Genomic DNA, 14,188 nt, shown 5'->3' on the forward strand with positions numbered 1-14,188 from the left:
TGGGAAGCCCGATCCATAGCTGGATCCATCGGCAGTCTATTTTTTGCCAGTCTAGCATATACATTCTATGGACTATAAATACGACGACTAGCGATGCGATTTTCAGGAAAAAATCGGAGTATCGTAAGGAGTGGAAGCATCCGTCATGCCAGAATCCCGTTCCCATTCGCCAGAAACGTTGTCAAGAATCAAAAAAATCGCCGACCCGCGCCATATCCTTTGCCGGGAGGATATGTTATGGGTTTTGCATTACGTGCAACAAAAAGTGGCTCAAGGAGAACCAGCGCTGCTGGAGCTCCCCAAGCCACGATTATTGCAAAATTTCCAGTTCTTCGGCGAAGCCGCGCTTTTGCTGCTGGACCGCTCCGCTGCAGGCCATGCGCAAGACGAGCGGATCCGGATCTGCCTTCAGGAGGCGATGCACGGGCTTGTCCCGCCGGCTTCCGGCGAACGGTCCTAACGGCTCACGCTCCTCTTATTCCTGGATCCAGTTGTGATGGAAGACGCCTTCCTTGTCGACGCGTTTGAACGTATGCGCGCCGAAGTAATCGCGCTGCGCCTGCAGCAGGTTCGCAGGAAGTCTTTCGGTGCGGTAGCTGTCGAAATAAGCCAGCGCGCTCGAGAAGCCCGGCACCGGAATGCCGCGGCCAACGGCAGCGGACACCGTTTGGCGCCATGCGTCTTGATAGTTCTCGATGATGTCTTTGAAGAACGGATCAAGAAGCAGATTTTTGAGCCCCGGATTTTTTTCGTAAGCGTCCGTGATGTTTTGCAGGAAGCGGGAACGGATGATGCAGCCTCCGCGCCAGATTCTTGCCAGGTCGCCGTATTTCAAATCCCAGCCGTATTCGTCGGAAGCGACGCGAAGTTGGGCGAACCCTTGGGCATAGGATACGATTTTGCTGGCGAACAGCGCCTTGCGCACGTTTTCGATGAATTCGGCTTTGTCGCCCTGGAACGGCGCCGCTTTTGGACCGCTCAGGATTTTGCTTGCTTCGACGCGTTCTTCCTTCATGGCGGACAAGAAGCGGGAGAATACCGATTCGGTAATCATGGACAGCGGAACCCCGAGATCCAAGGAGCTTTGGCTTGTCCATTTTCCGGTTCCTTTTTGGCCGGCGGCGTCGAGGATGACGTCGACCATCGGTTTGCCCGTGTCTTCATCTTTATGCGAGAAGATGTCGGCGGTAATTTCGATCAGGTAGCTGTCAAGCTCCCCTTTGTTCCACTCGCTGAAAATTTGGTGCAGCTCCTCCGCGCCGAGACCCAGCGCATCCTTCAGCAGATGGTAGGCTTCGCAGATCAGCTGCATGTCGCCATACTCGATGCCGTTATGCACCATTTTCACGTAATGGCCGGCGCCGTCCGGACCAATGTATGTACAGCAAGGCTCGCCGTTCACTTTGGCGGAAATCGATGTCAGGATCGGCTCGACCAGCTCATAAGCGCTTTTGGGTCCGCCAGGCATGATCGATGGTCCTTTAAGAGCCCCTTCTTCGCCGCCGGAAACCCCTGCGCCGATAAAGCGGAAGCCTTTTTCTTCAAGCATTTTGCTGCGGCGCTGCGTATCCGGGAAATAAGCGTTGCCGCCGTCGATAATGATGTCGCCCTCGTCCAGAAGCGGAATCAATTGCTCGATGGTAGCGTCCGTCGCTTTGCCGGCTTGTACCATGATCAAAATTTTGCGCGGTTTCTCGAGCGACTCGACAAACTCTTCCATGGAGAAAGTGCCCGTCAGTTTTTTCCCTTTCGCTTCTTCGAGAAGGGCCTCGGTTTTTTCCGGGGAACGGTTGAATACGGAAACGGTAAAACCTCTGCTTTCAATGTTGAGAGCCAAGTTTTTGCCCATGACGGCAAGGCCAATAACACCGATTTGTTGCTTCGACATATGGTCCTCCATCCTTTACGTTGTTTTTTTAGGGAAAAATTTAGAATAAGCCTATTTTAGCGTGTTTACGCGCCAAAGTGAACCCCACGATTTAAAACATCTCGTGACAAAACACCCCGCTCTTGCCGGCAGAGGTGCTTTTCGTCACTTGCTTTTATTTTGCTTCATATCATCCCCGACCATCCGGAACATCGGATCCATCCCGACGATAACGTCACCATTCAAGCATAAGCAGCTGTTTGGACATTTCGGCCAGCTTTTGGCGGCTAAGCTCCGCTTTTTCCTCATCCCCGTTTTGCAGCGCCTCATGAAGCCGTTCGAGCTCATCATCCACTTCCAGCCGCAGCAGAAGCAGGCGCATTTCGCCTTCCTTCGAGAAATAGAGCTTCGATATCTCTTGCTCTGTCATGAACGGCCCCTTTTGATACAGCACCCTTTGCTGGTATCCGGATATTTCAACCAAACGGATGACTTCGCCGAATAAAATGCTTTCCACCAGGATCTGGCGGTCCTTGAACCTTTTGACCACCGCATGGCCCCGCGTATCCTCGATCAGCTTCTCCATCCACTCCGCCAGTTTGGCGTCGCGGATGACGTAATCCCCAACCATTTTGTAGCCGTTTTTAGTCCGGTTAAACCGCAGCTTGACAAGTTTGCGCCCCGTTCTGACGGAAACGATGAACAACGATTCGTTTTCGCTCCAGTACAGGGAATATCCCTCCTGTATCAATTCCTTAATCAGGTCCTGAATATGCCGCCGGTTAAACCGAAGCTCCAGATTGCAATACTCCACTTCATAGCTCTTGTTCACGGCACTCCCTCCTTCAGTTTTGGACCGCCTTTGACGAACAACCTGCGACTTTAGGATTATGCATGACTTTGCGTTGCGGGAAAGGGTGAATGTTTTAACGTCCCGAGTACGTTGAAAAAAGGTTTTGTTCTATTTTATACTTTATCTTATGTAAGGGTAACTTGGTTTATTGACTATTTTTACCCGCCTCCCGCCTCTGCCAAACAGGCAGCTGAGCGTGCGCGGCCAGGTTAAAATAAACGTCACATCCATCGTACTAGAGGAGGCGCAACATGCCGATTGAAGGATTCCGATCCAAGGATTTTGAAGTTTTTACCGTGCCCGGGCTCGAACCCCGGATGGAAGCTTTGATCGCTAACGTCAGACCGAAGCTCGAGGAGCTGGGGCAGGAAATGACTCCGTTCCTGTCGGCGCTGTGCGGCGAAGAAATGTTTCCCCATGTGGCCAAACACGCCCGCCGCACCATCAATCCGCCCAATGACACTTGGGTTGCCTGGGCGGCCAGCAAAAGGGGATACAAAGCGCTGCCCCATTTTCAGGTCGGGATGTTCGAATCCCATCTGTTCATCATTTTTGCCGTCATTTACGAAAGCCAAAACAAGGTTGTTTTCGCGAAGCATCTCGAAAAGAACCGCAGCAAAGTGAAAAAAAGCTTGCCGGATCATTTCTATTGGTCTATGGACCATATGGATCCGGGCTTCACGCCCCATGCGGAGATGAGCGCAAAAGACTTCTCGCAGATGGCGGAAAGGCTGGAAAAAGTAAAAAAAGCCGAAGTGCTTTGCGGCCTTCGCATCCCGAAAGGCGAAGCGGTGCTGGAAAACGGACCGGAGCTGGTCTCCCTGATCCAATCCACCTTCGAGACGCTGCTTCCCCTGTACAAAATGGCGTTTTAGCCGTTTAACTAACACGTGGGGCCTTGGCTTCGAAGCTGATTCAGGTACTTTGCGGGGAACCCCGAAATTTGCAACGCTGCAATGTTAAAAAAGCTGCAGTCCGTTCGCGGCGAATCGCCGGAACGGATGCAGCTTTTGTTGTTTTCCAAGCATTGGCTACCTGGGGCGTGGCGTGTTCAAGAGACTTGGAGTGCGGCCTTCATTCGCCGCGAGAGGATAAGGTGGATCACGAAAAGCAATGCCATCACGATCGCGCTGGCCAAAAATGGCGACGAATGTCCCAGCCTGTCCCACAGCTGGCCGGACACGATCGGCCCCACGACCATTCCCGACCCTTGCAGCGTAAGGAAAAATCCCCATACCGCCCCGCGCTCGCCTTTGGGAACCAGCTGCGACACGAAGGTGTTCCAGCCGGGGAGGATCATCGCGTAGCTGACGCCGACAATGCACACGAAAACAAAAATCAGCGGCAAGGAACGCACCATCGAAAAGACGCTGAGCGAACACGCGGCCAGCAGGAACCCCGTATTCAAAAACGGTCCCGTTCCGAACCGGTCGATGAGCTTGCCGCTCGGAATCAAGGCCAGTACCGTAATTCCTCCCCCGGCGATCAGAAGCAGGCTGTACATGTTCGGCGAAAGGCGGAGCTCGTTTTGCACGTACAACGTGATGACCGGGCTTAAAAGCCCGATGACGAACGATTGAAGAAACAGCGCGGGATATACCATCCAGCTCACCTTCAGCGTCGTCCTGACTTCGTGCAGCGTCGCCTTGACGCTTCCGAACAGTTGGACGAGCTTGCCGCCGAAAACCGCCATAAAACCTCTCCCCGCTTCAGCCGCCGATGCGGCCGCTGCATGGAGCGGGATTTTCACTTTTGACGGCAGCATAAGCGCGACAAGCACCAAAATGATGCCGACGCCGATCAGGATCAAAAAAGCGGTATGATAATTTTTTCCGGTCCGGTCCATCAAAAAATTCATGACGATCGGCCCGGAGCCGGTGCCGGCGAGCGAAGCCATTTCCAGCGTCCCCATCGCCTGCCCGTTGCTGCCTCGCGGCCCCGATATTTCCGTCGTCCCCGTCATGGCGGTCGGCCACAGCGGCGACGTGCCCAGCCCGAGAATAAAGCAGGCCAACGACAGCCAAAGCGCCCCCGATAAAAACGCGATCATGCAAACGGCAATAACCGTCATGATTAACGCCCCCGCCATCGTTTTCCGGTACCCAAGCCTTTCCCCGATCCATCCGAACGGGCTCCGAAACAGGTTATCGCCGATATACTGAAGGGAAAACGCGATTCCGATCGTATGGGCCGACAGCCCGAGCGAGTTTTTCATATATACGGGCAATACGGCCACTAGAAGCGATCCTTTCATGAATTCGACCAAAAAGATGATGATAAGCAGTCCTATAAAAAAGGGGGACCGCAGCCGTTGCACGGCGGCAGCCGCTCCCGCTTTCGGCGGCATGTTCTCACTCCTTTATTCCTTGTTGGCGAAATTTCCATTCATAAATCCCGGCATGAAAATGAAGCATATTTATAATGTACCCCATAATCTTTCCATATTTTCACGAGGGAGCAAAATGCGTGCTTGCAATCGCCCCCCATTTTGCTATACTCATCCTTGTAATTTTAACAGATGAAAGGTTGTGACAGCATACGATGGACCATCGCCGTACGCCGCTATTTACCGCTCTGAAGGAGCATGCGGCAAAAAATCCCGTACAGTTTCATATTCCCGGACATAAAAAGGGCATGGGAACCGACGCCGAGTTCAGAGAGTTTATCGGTGACAACGCCCTATCCATAGATTTGATCAACATTGCGCCGCTGGATGACCTGCACCAGCCGACCGGCGTTATCGAAGAATCGCAAAAGCTTGCCGCCGACGCCTTCGGCGCAGATTATACTTATTTTAGCGTGCAGGGGACAAGCGGCGCCATCATGACGATGATCCTGTCCGTATGCTCGCCGGGAGAAAAAATCATCGTCCCCCGCAACATTCACAAATCGGTCATGTCGGCCATCATTTTTTCGGGCGCCAAACCGGTATTCGTCTCCCCGGCCCGCGACGAGAATCTGGGCATCGACCACGGCATCACGACCAAATCCGTACAGCGCGCCCTGGACCGCCATCCGGATGCGAAAGCGGTGCTCGTCATCAATCCGACGTACTTTGGCGTTTGCGCCAACCTGAAGGAAATCGTCGACCTGGCCCATAGCCGCCATGTGCCCGTCCTCGTGGACGAAGCTCACGGCGTGCTCATCCATTTCCATGAGGATTTGCCGATGTCGGCGATGGAAGCCGGCGCAGATATGGCCGCCACAAGCGTGCACAAGCTTGGGGGCTCCATGACGCAAAGCTCGGTGCTGAATCTGAACACGAAAAACGGTTACGTCAACCCGCAGCGCGTGCAGACGATCATCAGCATGCTGACGACCACCTCGACCTCGTACCTGCTGCTGGCATCGCTGGACACGTCCCGGCGCAATTTGGCGATCAACGGCCACGACATGGCGCAAAGAACGATTGAGCTCGCGCAAAAAGCCCGCCGCAGCATCAACGAAATCGACGGCTTGTACTGCTTCGGAGACGAAATCCTCGGAGGGGAAGCCACGTTCGACTACGATCCGACCAAGCTGACCATCCATGTCCGCCATTTGGGCATTACCGGTTACGAAACGGAAAACTGGCTGCGCGATCATTTCAACATCGAAGTCGAGCTGAGCGATATGTACAACATCCTTTGCCTGGTCACGCCGGGCGACAACGAGGAGACGGTTTCGATCCTGCTTGAAGCTCTCCGCAAGCTGTCGGAAACGTATTACAACGTCAACACGGCCAATGAACTGATCGTCAAAATTCCGGAAATTCCCCAGCTCTCCCTCATTCCAAGGGATGCTTTCTACGGGGACACGGAAGTGATTCCGTTCAAGGAATCCGCCGGCCGGATCATCGCCGAGTTCATTTATGTCTATCCTCCGGGAATTCCGATCCTGCTTCCGGGCGAAGTCATTTCCCAGGACAACATCGATTACATCGTGGATCATGTGGATGTCGGCCTTCCCGTCAAAGGACCTGAGGACCGCTATATCCAAAACGTCAAGGTCATCGTCGAAACCGATCCGATCTTCTAATCCGAAAAGGAAACAAAATAACCCGGTACCGCTTATCGCGGTGCCGGGTTTCTTTACGTTCGGGGCGCTTCGCGAAGAATCAGTCTTCCAGCTGGGCAACGAGCTCGTTGTAAGCCGCTTCCACAGCATTCCATTCTTCTTCGTCTTCAATATTGTAAAGCATCATCTCATCGTTTTCTTCTTCCACGCGCAGAATGATGCCGTCAGCTTCCGGATTTTCACGCTCGAGCAGCAATGCGTACAAATTCTCGCCAACGTCAAACGTTTCGACAAGAACCATTTCTACATCGTTTCCTTGCTCATCGGTCAGCGTCAAAACAAATTCTTCATGCTCATGATCGTGATCATGGTCATGGCCGCATGCATCGCCGTGCTCATGTGTGTGATCGCTCATTACAAAAACCTCGCTTTAGGTTATATAGTCATACCTTCGTATCGTATCACGTCGGAAGGCTCTGGTCAATTTATCCTATTCCAAAAAGGGGTTTTTAATTCAGAGCGGTGATCACTTTTTCGGCAACCAGTTCGTAATCGGCGTTTTTGGAAGCTTTTATGTAAAATCCAACCTTGTATTTGCCGGCCACCTTAAAGTCGTATGTAAAATCGTATGTGCGGAACCAAAAATTGTCCTTTTGGCTGCTGCCGAGATCCTGCGACTGGATGTCCTTCACGTTGCCCGACGGATCGGTGATGGCGACTTTGACCGAAGACACGTTCTCCGAAAGGCTGTCCACTTGGCAAAATACGTTGAATTTCAGCTTGCCTTTATTGACATTGCCGAACACCGTATCGCCTTTGAACAGGAAAATATGCACATTCGGCTTAATGAATTTCACCTGGTTGGAATCGCCGTCGTACGTGACCACACCGTTGAATTCCCTGATAGGGACATAGGTTTTGCCGTCGATGACGTAACCGCCGTCCTGCACTTCCTGGCCGTTGATCCAAACCCGGATCTTCTGGGACACCGAATCCGCGAACATGACGGAGCTGCCCATCAGGGAGAAGGCGAAGACGCATACCAATATCTTTTTCCAGTTTCTCATCCTTTAATTCCCTCCATTTCCTTCATGCTGTTGTATATATATACTAAAAGTAAGTGCGCAAGTTGCGGTCCAACCATCCTTTTATCAGGTTAATTTTTCAACTCTGAAATTTCCTGAAAATTGAAATGCTCGTTCTTGGTATCGAAAAAACCTGCGCATTTCGCGCAGGTTTGGGTTGTGTTCGTGCAAGGCGTTTATTTCACCTTTGTTAATATGCAAGGAACGCCTTTGCCGACGGCGCCGGGTTCCCTCATGCGTGCCGCATAGGCCATGCCGCGTTCGCAAGGCGTTTTGCAAGCTTCGCATACATCCGACGTGACGAGCCTCATGCCTTTATAAACCTTTTCCCCTTTGGCTTTCGCCGGTTTTTTGCCTTTAACCATGCCCTAAGCCCCCGCTTTCCTAAATGCCTTTGCTGCATTGTATGGAGATGAAAACAAAAGTGGAACTTATGGTATATAATGAATTCTAAACCAACGCGGGAGGTGCATTGTTTTGAATTTGGAATTGCAAATGATCGGCACGGGCAGCGCCTTTGCCAAAAACTATTTCAACAACAACGCTTTGCTTCGGGACGGTGCGTTTACGCTTTTGATCGATTGCGGAGTGACCGCTCCGCTTGCGCTGCACCGGCTCGGCAAATCCTTCGAGGACGTGGACGCCGTGCTTATCACCCATATCCACGCGGATCATGTCGGCGGGCTCGAAGAGCTCGGGTTTAAAATGAAGTTCACCTACAAACGAAAAATCAAGTTGTACATTGCCGAGACGTTGACCGAAATCTTGTGGGAGCATACGTTAAAGGGGGGCCTGTATCAGGAAGGGGAAATCACCTGCTTGGAAGATCTGTTCGAGGTTTGCCCGCTTGCGCCGAACAAGCCTTATGACATTTCGGACCATATCCGGTTGGAGCTGATTCCGAACCGGCATATTCCGGGAAAAAACAGCTATTCCCTGTACATAAACGAAAAGCTGTTCTACAGCTCCGACATGGTTTTCGATCCCGAACTGCTGGAGCGGCTGGTCGAGCAGCGCGGGTGCCGCATGATCATGCACGACTGCCAGCTTGAAGGCCCGGGCAACGTCCACACGACGCTGACCGAGCTAAGGAGCCTTCCGGAACGCATCCGCAGCATGACTTATTTGATGCATTACGGGGACAACAAAGATGATTTCGTAGGCAAAACGGCCGGTATGACCTTCATGGAGCAGGGGCGCATTTATACGGTTTGAGGCTTCGCAAAACACCCCCTGCAAAGCGCGTCTTCGGCTTCGAAGCGGGTTCGGATACTTTTCGGGGAGCCCAAAAAAAATCCGGCGCAGGCATGGGGACATGCTTGCACCGGATTTTTGCGTTATCCTATTCAAAGCGGGGCAAATTATCCAAATTGTTTGATGGATCGCCATCCGCGTCGCCGCGGATATACATTTCCCCGTCCCTTCCTTTAAACACGTTCACGCCGGCGATCGCACCGGCTTTGACTTCCTGCATCGCTTCCTCGTAATTGAGGACACGCCCCGACGAGGTTTTGAACGCAGTCAAATCTCCGTCACCGTTTTTTTGGACGGCGATAAAATGTTCACGGCCTGGAGTTCCCATTGTGTCATCGCTCCTTTACAGGTGAGATGCCCAGCTTGCGGGCTTCATTTAGCATCCCCTGTCAAAAGAGCCGTTATTCGCCTTACAGCGATTTTTTCATGCGGACATGGGGAATGCCGGCGTCGTCGAAAGGTTCCTTGGAGATGGTCTCGTAGCCCTGTTTGGCGTAAAAGCCTTCGGCCTGGCACTGCGCATCCAAAATGGAGTAAGCCAGCCCCAGTTCGCGCGCGCGGTTCTCGAGCGCCATCAACAGAATGCGGCCGTACCCTCCTTGGCGATGCTCCTTAAGCACGGCAATCCGCTGCATTTTGGCGGTGTCGTTGTTGTAGTAGATCAGCCGCCCGGTGGCGACGTACCCCCCGTCTTCGTTCTGCACCAAAATATGATGCACGTCTTCGCTGATCGCATCGTGCTCGTCGATCTCAAGATCAAGGGGAACGAGCTGTTCCTCGACAAATACTTTCTTCCGGATGTCCAGAGCTTGCTGCAGCTGTTCCGGCGTCGTCACGGTGATGATTTCGGCAGCCATGATGAAACCTCTCCTTCGTCATTCATTGTTCCGTTTGCCGCTTCCATTTGCGAAAAAGCACGGTTCGATTATTATACAAAAAAATGAATTTCATGTATAGTTAAGCTATAATCACGGAGAGGAGCCGAAAGGGCGATATGGGGATGGGGTTCACGATCTTTCTTTGCGCGGTAATGTCTGCCGTATTGATCTATTCTTTTATTTACGTGACGAAAAAAGGATATTCCCGCAAATGGGATGAAGAATAAAGAGAGGCAGCGGCGGCTGCCTCTCTTGCACTTGGTCGCATGATCATGGTGGGGTGATTTCGCCTTTGGAGTACACGTCTGCCGGGACCGACCGGTTGTAGATATCTTTCATCACCGGGGAGCCGTCGCCGCTGTTCGCGCTGGACTGGCCCGCCGAACAGCCGGAAAGCAAAACGATCAGGCAGCAGCCCCAAATTTTGTACCGCCATGTTTTCGGCATGGTATGCCACTCCTTTAGCCGGTTTACTCACTTATACAACCTTTTTGCCCGTTTCGAAACGCAAACGGCCTGAAACAGGCTTTATCGCTCATTGTTCCCGGATCATGCGGCGAAGTATTCGTTCATTTCAAAAAAATAGTAGTCTAATATGCCTTCCGGATCGCCGGAAGGGTCGCTGTTTTATATTTTTCAAAAAAAATGTTGACACTTAAATCGCAGCCTGATATTATATTAATTGTTCTCCGATACGATCTGCTAGCTCAGCTGGGAGAGCACCATCTTGACAGGGTGGGGGTCAGTGGTTCGAGCCCACTGCAGATCATCAGTAAAAGCCCTTGCGTAGCAAGGGCTTTTTATTATCTTTCATTATTCCTATTCCCTTCTCGAATGGTGATTGACGCAAATCATCAATACCTGCTAATTACTGATTCATTAACCAAAGTTCCAGATATTGTCTTGCTTCACGAGCAGGGTAATACCACTTCCCTCCAATCTTTCTTTTTGGAAACTCGGGATCATAGAAGAACGTTTCTTGAATAGTGTTCCAACACATGCATGTGCGACGCTTCAGTTCCTTTGTGTCCCAAAAAACATAATCCAAAATACTGTCTTCATTAACTATTAATGTGAGTTGCTCACGCAATAATTTGTGAACCTCCTCATTATTGATTTCAATCTTAATAAGGTCATTTAACCCATGGATATCTCGGTTCACTATATCACACTCTCCAGCTCCAAGTATTTTAGAGCACTCTCAAATAAATTTATCTTCATGATATCGATGTATAGTTATTAATTGTTTATTTTATTCTTTTAACCTTACTCGGGATTACTGAACACTTTCTTATGCTTTTGACCAAGAATTTCATCCTCTTTCGCAATTAATGGATCTAACCAATCAGCTTTACTTTCCGCCCATTTAATATATTTTTCAAGCTTAGTATCTTGATTTTTCTTAGCTTCCTTCGTTAATGCCTCAATAAACTCGCGAACTAGTTTGATCCTTCAGATTTAACAGCGCTTGTGTTATATCCTTCTGGCTCTTCCCGGTTTTGATTATCACTTCCTTCATCGATGGCAAACGGTACCGATCAGCGGAATAATTGTAAAGAATCTGGAGTATTTTCCGTTCAATATCAGCAAGCATTCCGACCAGCTCCTTTGTTCACTGGCTTCCACGCCAGGATATTCTCCTTTCGAAATGCTCGCGGCGATCCTGTCCTTAAACAGGTAGCCCTTACTATTCCATCGCGAATCGCCTTCACCTCTATTTGCCGTTGCGTTATTTTGCCCTTGCTATCCAAATATACAATTTCAATAATCTGACCGATGTATCTTTCTGGCATAGCAACCCCTCCGAATAAGAACATTTGTTTGTATTGTATACGAACATTAGTTCTTTTATCAATGTAAAAATAAGCCACCAGGCAATTATGCCATGGTGGCCTTTTCATCTACGTATTCAATTAATTCTGAGACATCCTTTAATTTCAAGACTTCAATGATCTCCTTTTACACCGCGCTCTGAGTGCTGATTTTCTAGTTCCGTTTACACGATCAGCCTCCACATTTAATTATTCTGAATCTTTGTTGCCTTTGGAACTATCCACAATCTCGGCAAAATAGAGATAGATCAGACCTATTATAAAAGAAATAACACTTAAATAAAAAAGGTTCGGTCCTATATATTCTAAAGCAGCATTAAAAAACTTGTCACTGAGTACTGTTGTTTTGGACCCAAAGATTGCTGCAGCTATATACCGAATTCCATAAAGGAATGCTGCTATTCCAATAAATGATATGCCTGCTCCTCGCTTATTCATATTGATCTCTCCTAACTTTTTTTATATTTATATTGACACATAATAGAAAAGAATAGTACATTTAATTTGAATTATAATAATTTTACAAATTAGGATGAAAATGTATGAAAATCTTTAAAATTGGGTTTACCGGATTTTTATCACTTTTGATTTTCGCAGTTTTTGCATTTAGTGCTAGTGCAAATCCAGTATCGGATGAAACATCCGCAACCAAGAATGTAGATGGCGATCAGTATTTTCAGGACCCGATAACTGGTAAAACTATCACAACAGTTTACAAAACAACTCCTGATGGAGGATTAGAGAAAGTCGATTTCGAAGAATTTGTTAAAATCAGACAGCAAGATCAAGAAATAAAAGATAAGATAGCCAAATCACAAGACGAGCTTACGCCTCTTTCTCGGTATATCATACCTACCGGTGTTCTTGTCACCATTAAATATACTAAGCAACTAGATTCTGAAGTGACAGGTTCAGCCTATCGGGTAACTGATCCGTACAACTGTCCTTCTAATGCCCCTAATCCATGCACCAGTAATGCTACATATTCGGCAACTGAATCCGAATCATTTTCAGCTAATGTAGCCAATGGAGATATTTTGAAGCAAATTAAATTACAGTGCAGTTATACATGGTCATCATCCGCTTCTGTGTCAAACACTTATTCATTAAGTATCACACAGGGAAAAACAGGATATCTAATGTTTATACCTCATAAGATTTATACTCAAGGAAAACAAGACACCTATGCTGATTTTTCTTTGGTTAAATCAGAAACAGTATGGGGATATACACCTAAGACATTAACAGGCTCAGGAATACTTGATGGTTATGTATATGGAGTAATTGAATAATAATGAAATTAAATGATTAATAATCAGTAATAGGCTCATACTCGCACACGCGGGTAGGGCCTTTTAATTTGTATATCACTTGGGAAGAAGCATTTAAATTGTGTTCACGGAAGTTGGCCATTACCGCACAGAAATCATTAAGATTTATGTGGGAAGTGGGAAGCGTAGCTTCTCCGGATTAAAATTTTAACGGCATAAAATCCCTCAGCAGATCATTGATATTTATCTTTTGACCTCATTCGAAAAATCACAATTTCGATCCAAAAGGATCGCACTAAATAAGCGAAGTTGCCAAATAAGAGTTTACGTTGCTATCTAAAGATTCGACAACCCATGCTTCATTAATGTAATTGATGCCGGAAGTATTCCAATCTATACCTTAATAGTGCGATCCACCTTTTTTTTGGTTGATATATATATAAACAAGTAATTTTACACAAGGTTATACGTTATTTTCTAAAAACATTAAATAATTGGTTATTTGGAATTGAAAATTCAACGCGAAGATCCGAAACCTGGCAAAAGGTCATTAACTGGTCATATGCAGAGGTGTTTATCACAGGATATCGTAAAGAAGATTTCGGATGGCTAACCGCCGTTCTGGATGGATCCGGAAGGCTTCGTCCAGCTGGGATCATCGAGCATGGCCCGGGGACAACGACAAAGAAGGAATTTTATGCGGCAAGCAAAAAGATTATATCAGGAGAGGATCGTAATTTCGTGTACCTGGAGCCAAGAATCCGTGCTGAGGTGAAAATGCGAAACTGGTACAAATCAGGGCTGCTGCGTGATCCGGTGTTTACGAAGTTTATTATTTAAGAAGGTTCTTCCTTATGGAGGGCCTTTCTTCTTTAAAAAGGGAGTTAACATTAAATTATCGAATTAATACATAGAGGTGATTACCATGATCGAAGAATTACAAATAGCTGCTCAATTCGGTCAGAAGATTATTATACGGCTGCAAGACTGGGAAAAGATAACAGGCAAGGTCGAACCTACATGTTACCCGGATAGTACTAAGATTCAGACGATCTGGTCCTGCGTGGATGCCTCATGAGGATATTGAATATGTGAAACGACTGGTTAAATTGCATTAATAGAAGCACATAATTAGTGTTCCAACCAATGGGT

16 protein-coding genes and 1 tRNA gene are annotated in these 14,188 nt (G+C 48.5%); 6 read left to right on the top strand and 11 right to left on the bottom strand.

Going from position 1 to position 14,188, the window contains the following annotated elements:
- The first annotated feature begins 145 nt into the window (after positions 1 to 145).
- Positions 146 to 460, top strand: a complete 315-nt coding sequence (locus RJP21_RS04335; RefSeq protein ID WP_310858239.1) for a hypothetical protein — start codon at positions 146 to 148, stop codon at positions 458 to 460.
- Between the two features lie 15 nt (positions 461 to 475).
- On the opposite strand, the gene gndA is transcribed toward RJP21_RS04335, so the two are convergent.
- Together gndA and RJP21_RS04345 are read right to left on the bottom strand one after the other, a co-directional pair.
- Positions 476 to 1,888 carry an NADP-dependent phosphogluconate dehydrogenase gene (gndA, locus tag RJP21_RS04340; protein WP_160040832.1) on the bottom strand — a complete coding sequence of 471 codons (1,413 nt, stop codon included), beginning with the start codon at positions 1,886 to 1,888 and terminating at the stop codon, positions 476 to 478.
- Positions 1,889 to 2,102: 214 nt separating this feature from the next.
- Entirely contained in the window at positions 2,103 to 2,699 is a 597-nt protein-coding gene (locus tag RJP21_RS04345; RefSeq protein WP_160040830.1) for a hypothetical protein, read from the bottom strand.
- Between the two features lie 272 nt (positions 2,700 to 2,971).
- Between RJP21_RS04345 and RJP21_RS04350 the strand changes: the two genes are divergently transcribed.
- Positions 2,972 to 3,595, top strand: a complete 624-nt coding sequence (locus RJP21_RS04350) for a DUF1054 domain-containing protein (RefSeq protein ID WP_310858240.1) — start codon at positions 2,972 to 2,974, stop codon at positions 3,593 to 3,595.
- A 176-nt stretch (positions 3,596 to 3,771) separates the two neighbouring features.
- On the opposite strand, the gene RJP21_RS04355 is transcribed toward RJP21_RS04350, so the two are convergent.
- Entirely contained in the window at positions 3,772 to 5,067 is a 1,296-nt protein-coding gene (locus RJP21_RS04355; RefSeq protein WP_310858241.1) for an MFS transporter, read from the bottom strand.
- Between the two features lie 194 nt (positions 5,068 to 5,261).
- Between RJP21_RS04355 and RJP21_RS04360 the strand changes: the two genes are divergently transcribed.
- Positions 5,262 to 6,737 (top strand): aminotransferase class I/II-fold pyridoxal phosphate-dependent enzyme, encoded by a 1,476-nt coding sequence (locus tag RJP21_RS04360; protein WP_310858242.1) that lies wholly within the window; start codon positions 5,262 to 5,264, stop codon positions 6,735 to 6,737.
- Positions 6,738 to 6,816: 79 nt separating this feature from the next.
- Here the strand turns inward: RJP21_RS04360 and RJP21_RS04365 are convergent, their stop codons facing one another.
- The 3 genes from RJP21_RS04365 to RJP21_RS04375 form a co-directional block, all read right to left on the bottom strand.
- Complete coding sequence (locus RJP21_RS04365) at positions 6,817 to 7,131, bottom strand: DUF1292 domain-containing protein (RefSeq protein WP_160040822.1); 315 nt, start codon at positions 7,129 to 7,131, stop codon at positions 6,817 to 6,819.
- A gap of 94 nt (positions 7,132 to 7,225) precedes the next feature.
- Entirely contained in the window at positions 7,226 to 7,783 is a 558-nt protein-coding gene (locus tag RJP21_RS04370) for a stalk domain-containing protein (protein ID WP_310858243.1), read from the bottom strand.
- Between the two features lie 194 nt (positions 7,784 to 7,977).
- A complete protein-coding gene (locus RJP21_RS04375; RefSeq protein ID WP_160040818.1) occupies positions 7,978 to 8,166 on the bottom strand; it encodes a hypothetical protein in 189 nt (62 codons plus the stop codon).
- 112 nt (positions 8,167 to 8,278) lie between these two features.
- On the opposite strand from RJP21_RS04375, the gene RJP21_RS04380 reads away from it, so the two are divergent.
- Positions 8,279 to 9,016 (top strand): MBL fold metallo-hydrolase, encoded by a 738-nt coding sequence (locus tag RJP21_RS04380; protein ID WP_310858244.1) that lies wholly within the window; start codon positions 8,279 to 8,281, stop codon positions 9,014 to 9,016.
- A gap of 127 nt (positions 9,017 to 9,143) precedes the next feature.
- On the opposite strand, the gene RJP21_RS04385 is transcribed toward RJP21_RS04380, so the two are convergent.
- From RJP21_RS04385 to RJP21_RS04395, 3 genes are all read right to left on the bottom strand, one after another.
- Positions 9,144 to 9,383: a DUF3892 domain-containing protein gene (locus tag RJP21_RS04385; RefSeq protein ID WP_160040814.1), complete on the bottom strand. Its 240-nt coding sequence runs from the start codon at positions 9,381 to 9,383 to the stop codon at positions 9,144 to 9,146.
- Positions 9,384 to 9,465: 82 nt separating this feature from the next.
- Entirely contained in the window at positions 9,466 to 9,912 is a 447-nt protein-coding gene (locus RJP21_RS04390) for a GNAT family N-acetyltransferase (RefSeq protein WP_310858245.1), read from the bottom strand.
- A gap of 291 nt (positions 9,913 to 10,203) precedes the next feature.
- Positions 10,204 to 10,380, bottom strand: a complete 177-nt coding sequence (locus RJP21_RS04395) for a hypothetical protein (RefSeq protein ID WP_310858246.1) — start codon at positions 10,378 to 10,380, stop codon at positions 10,204 to 10,206.
- A 249-nt stretch (positions 10,381 to 10,629) separates the two neighbouring features.
- Between RJP21_RS04395 and RJP21_RS04400 the strand changes: the two genes are divergently transcribed.
- Positions 10,630 to 10,702: transfer RNA gene (locus RJP21_RS04400), tRNA-Val, on the top strand.
- 99 nt (positions 10,703 to 10,801) lie between these two features.
- On the opposite strand, the gene RJP21_RS04405 is transcribed toward RJP21_RS04400, so the two are convergent.
- A complete protein-coding gene (locus tag RJP21_RS04405; protein WP_397386181.1) occupies positions 10,802 to 11,023 on the bottom strand; it encodes a group-specific protein in 222 nt (73 codons plus the stop codon).
- A gap of 931 nt (positions 11,024 to 11,954) precedes the next feature.
- A complete protein-coding gene (locus tag RJP21_RS04410; protein ID WP_310858248.1) occupies positions 11,955 to 12,203 on the bottom strand; it encodes a hypothetical protein in 249 nt (82 codons plus the stop codon).
- A 104-nt stretch (positions 12,204 to 12,307) separates the two neighbouring features.
- On the opposite strand from RJP21_RS04410, the gene RJP21_RS04415 reads away from it, so the two are divergent.
- Entirely contained in the window at positions 12,308 to 13,057 is a 750-nt protein-coding gene (locus RJP21_RS04415) for a DUF6060 domain-containing protein (RefSeq protein WP_310858249.1), read from the top strand.
- Positions 13,058 to 14,188 lie beyond the last annotated feature (1,131 nt).

It is taken from the genome of Paenibacillus sp. VCA1, from assembly GCF_031583795.1.
Taxonomy (GTDB): domain Bacteria; phylum Bacillota; class Bacilli; order Paenibacillales; family Paenibacillaceae; genus Paenibacillus_AQ; species Paenibacillus_AQ albilobatus.

What these genes read in the sequence shown, in the direction of transcription:
- gndA (WP_160040832.1), bottom strand. Translation starts at nt 1,888, where the DNA reads ATGTCGAAGCAACAAATCGGTGTTATTGGCCTTGCCGTCATGGGCAAA.
- RJP21_RS04410 (WP_310858248.1), bottom strand. Translation starts at nt 12,203, where the DNA reads ATGAATAAGCGAGGAGCAGGCATATCATTTATTGGAATAGCAGCATTC.
- RJP21_RS04360 (WP_310858242.1), top strand. Translation starts at nt 5,262, where the DNA reads ATGGACCATCGCCGTACGCCGCTATTTACCGCTCTGAAGGAGCATGCG.
- RJP21_RS04395 (WP_310858246.1), bottom strand. Translation starts at nt 10,380, where the DNA reads ATGCCGAAAACATGGCGGTACAAAATTTGGGGCTGCTGCCTGATCGTT.
- RJP21_RS04415 (WP_310858249.1), top strand. Translation starts at nt 12,308, where the DNA reads ATGAAAATCTTTAAAATTGGGTTTACCGGATTTTTATCACTTTTGATT.
- RJP21_RS04355 (WP_310858241.1), bottom strand. Translation starts at nt 5,067, where the DNA reads ATGCCGCCGAAAGCGGGAGCGGCTGCCGCCGTGCAACGGCTGCGGTCC.
- RJP21_RS04350 (WP_310858240.1), top strand. Translation starts at nt 2,972, where the DNA reads ATGCCGATTGAAGGATTCCGATCCAAGGATTTTGAAGTTTTTACCGTG.
- RJP21_RS04335 (WP_310858239.1), top strand. Translation starts at nt 146, where the DNA reads ATGCCAGAATCCCGTTCCCATTCGCCAGAAACGTTGTCAAGAATCAAA.
- RJP21_RS04370 (WP_310858243.1), bottom strand. Translation starts at nt 7,783, where the DNA reads ATGAGAAACTGGAAAAAGATATTGGTATGCGTCTTCGCCTTCTCCCTG.
- RJP21_RS04365 (WP_160040822.1), bottom strand. Translation starts at nt 7,131, where the DNA reads ATGAGCGATCACACACATGAGCACGGCGATGCATGCGGCCATGACCAT.
- RJP21_RS04390 (WP_310858245.1), bottom strand. Translation starts at nt 9,912, where the DNA reads ATGGCTGCCGAAATCATCACCGTGACGACGCCGGAACAGCTGCAGCAA.
- RJP21_RS04385 (WP_160040814.1), bottom strand. Translation starts at nt 9,383, where the DNA reads ATGGGAACTCCAGGCCGTGAACATTTTATCGCCGTCCAAAAAAACGGT.
- RJP21_RS04375 (WP_160040818.1), bottom strand. Translation starts at nt 8,166, where the DNA reads ATGGTTAAAGGCAAAAAACCGGCGAAAGCCAAAGGGGAAAAGGTTTAT.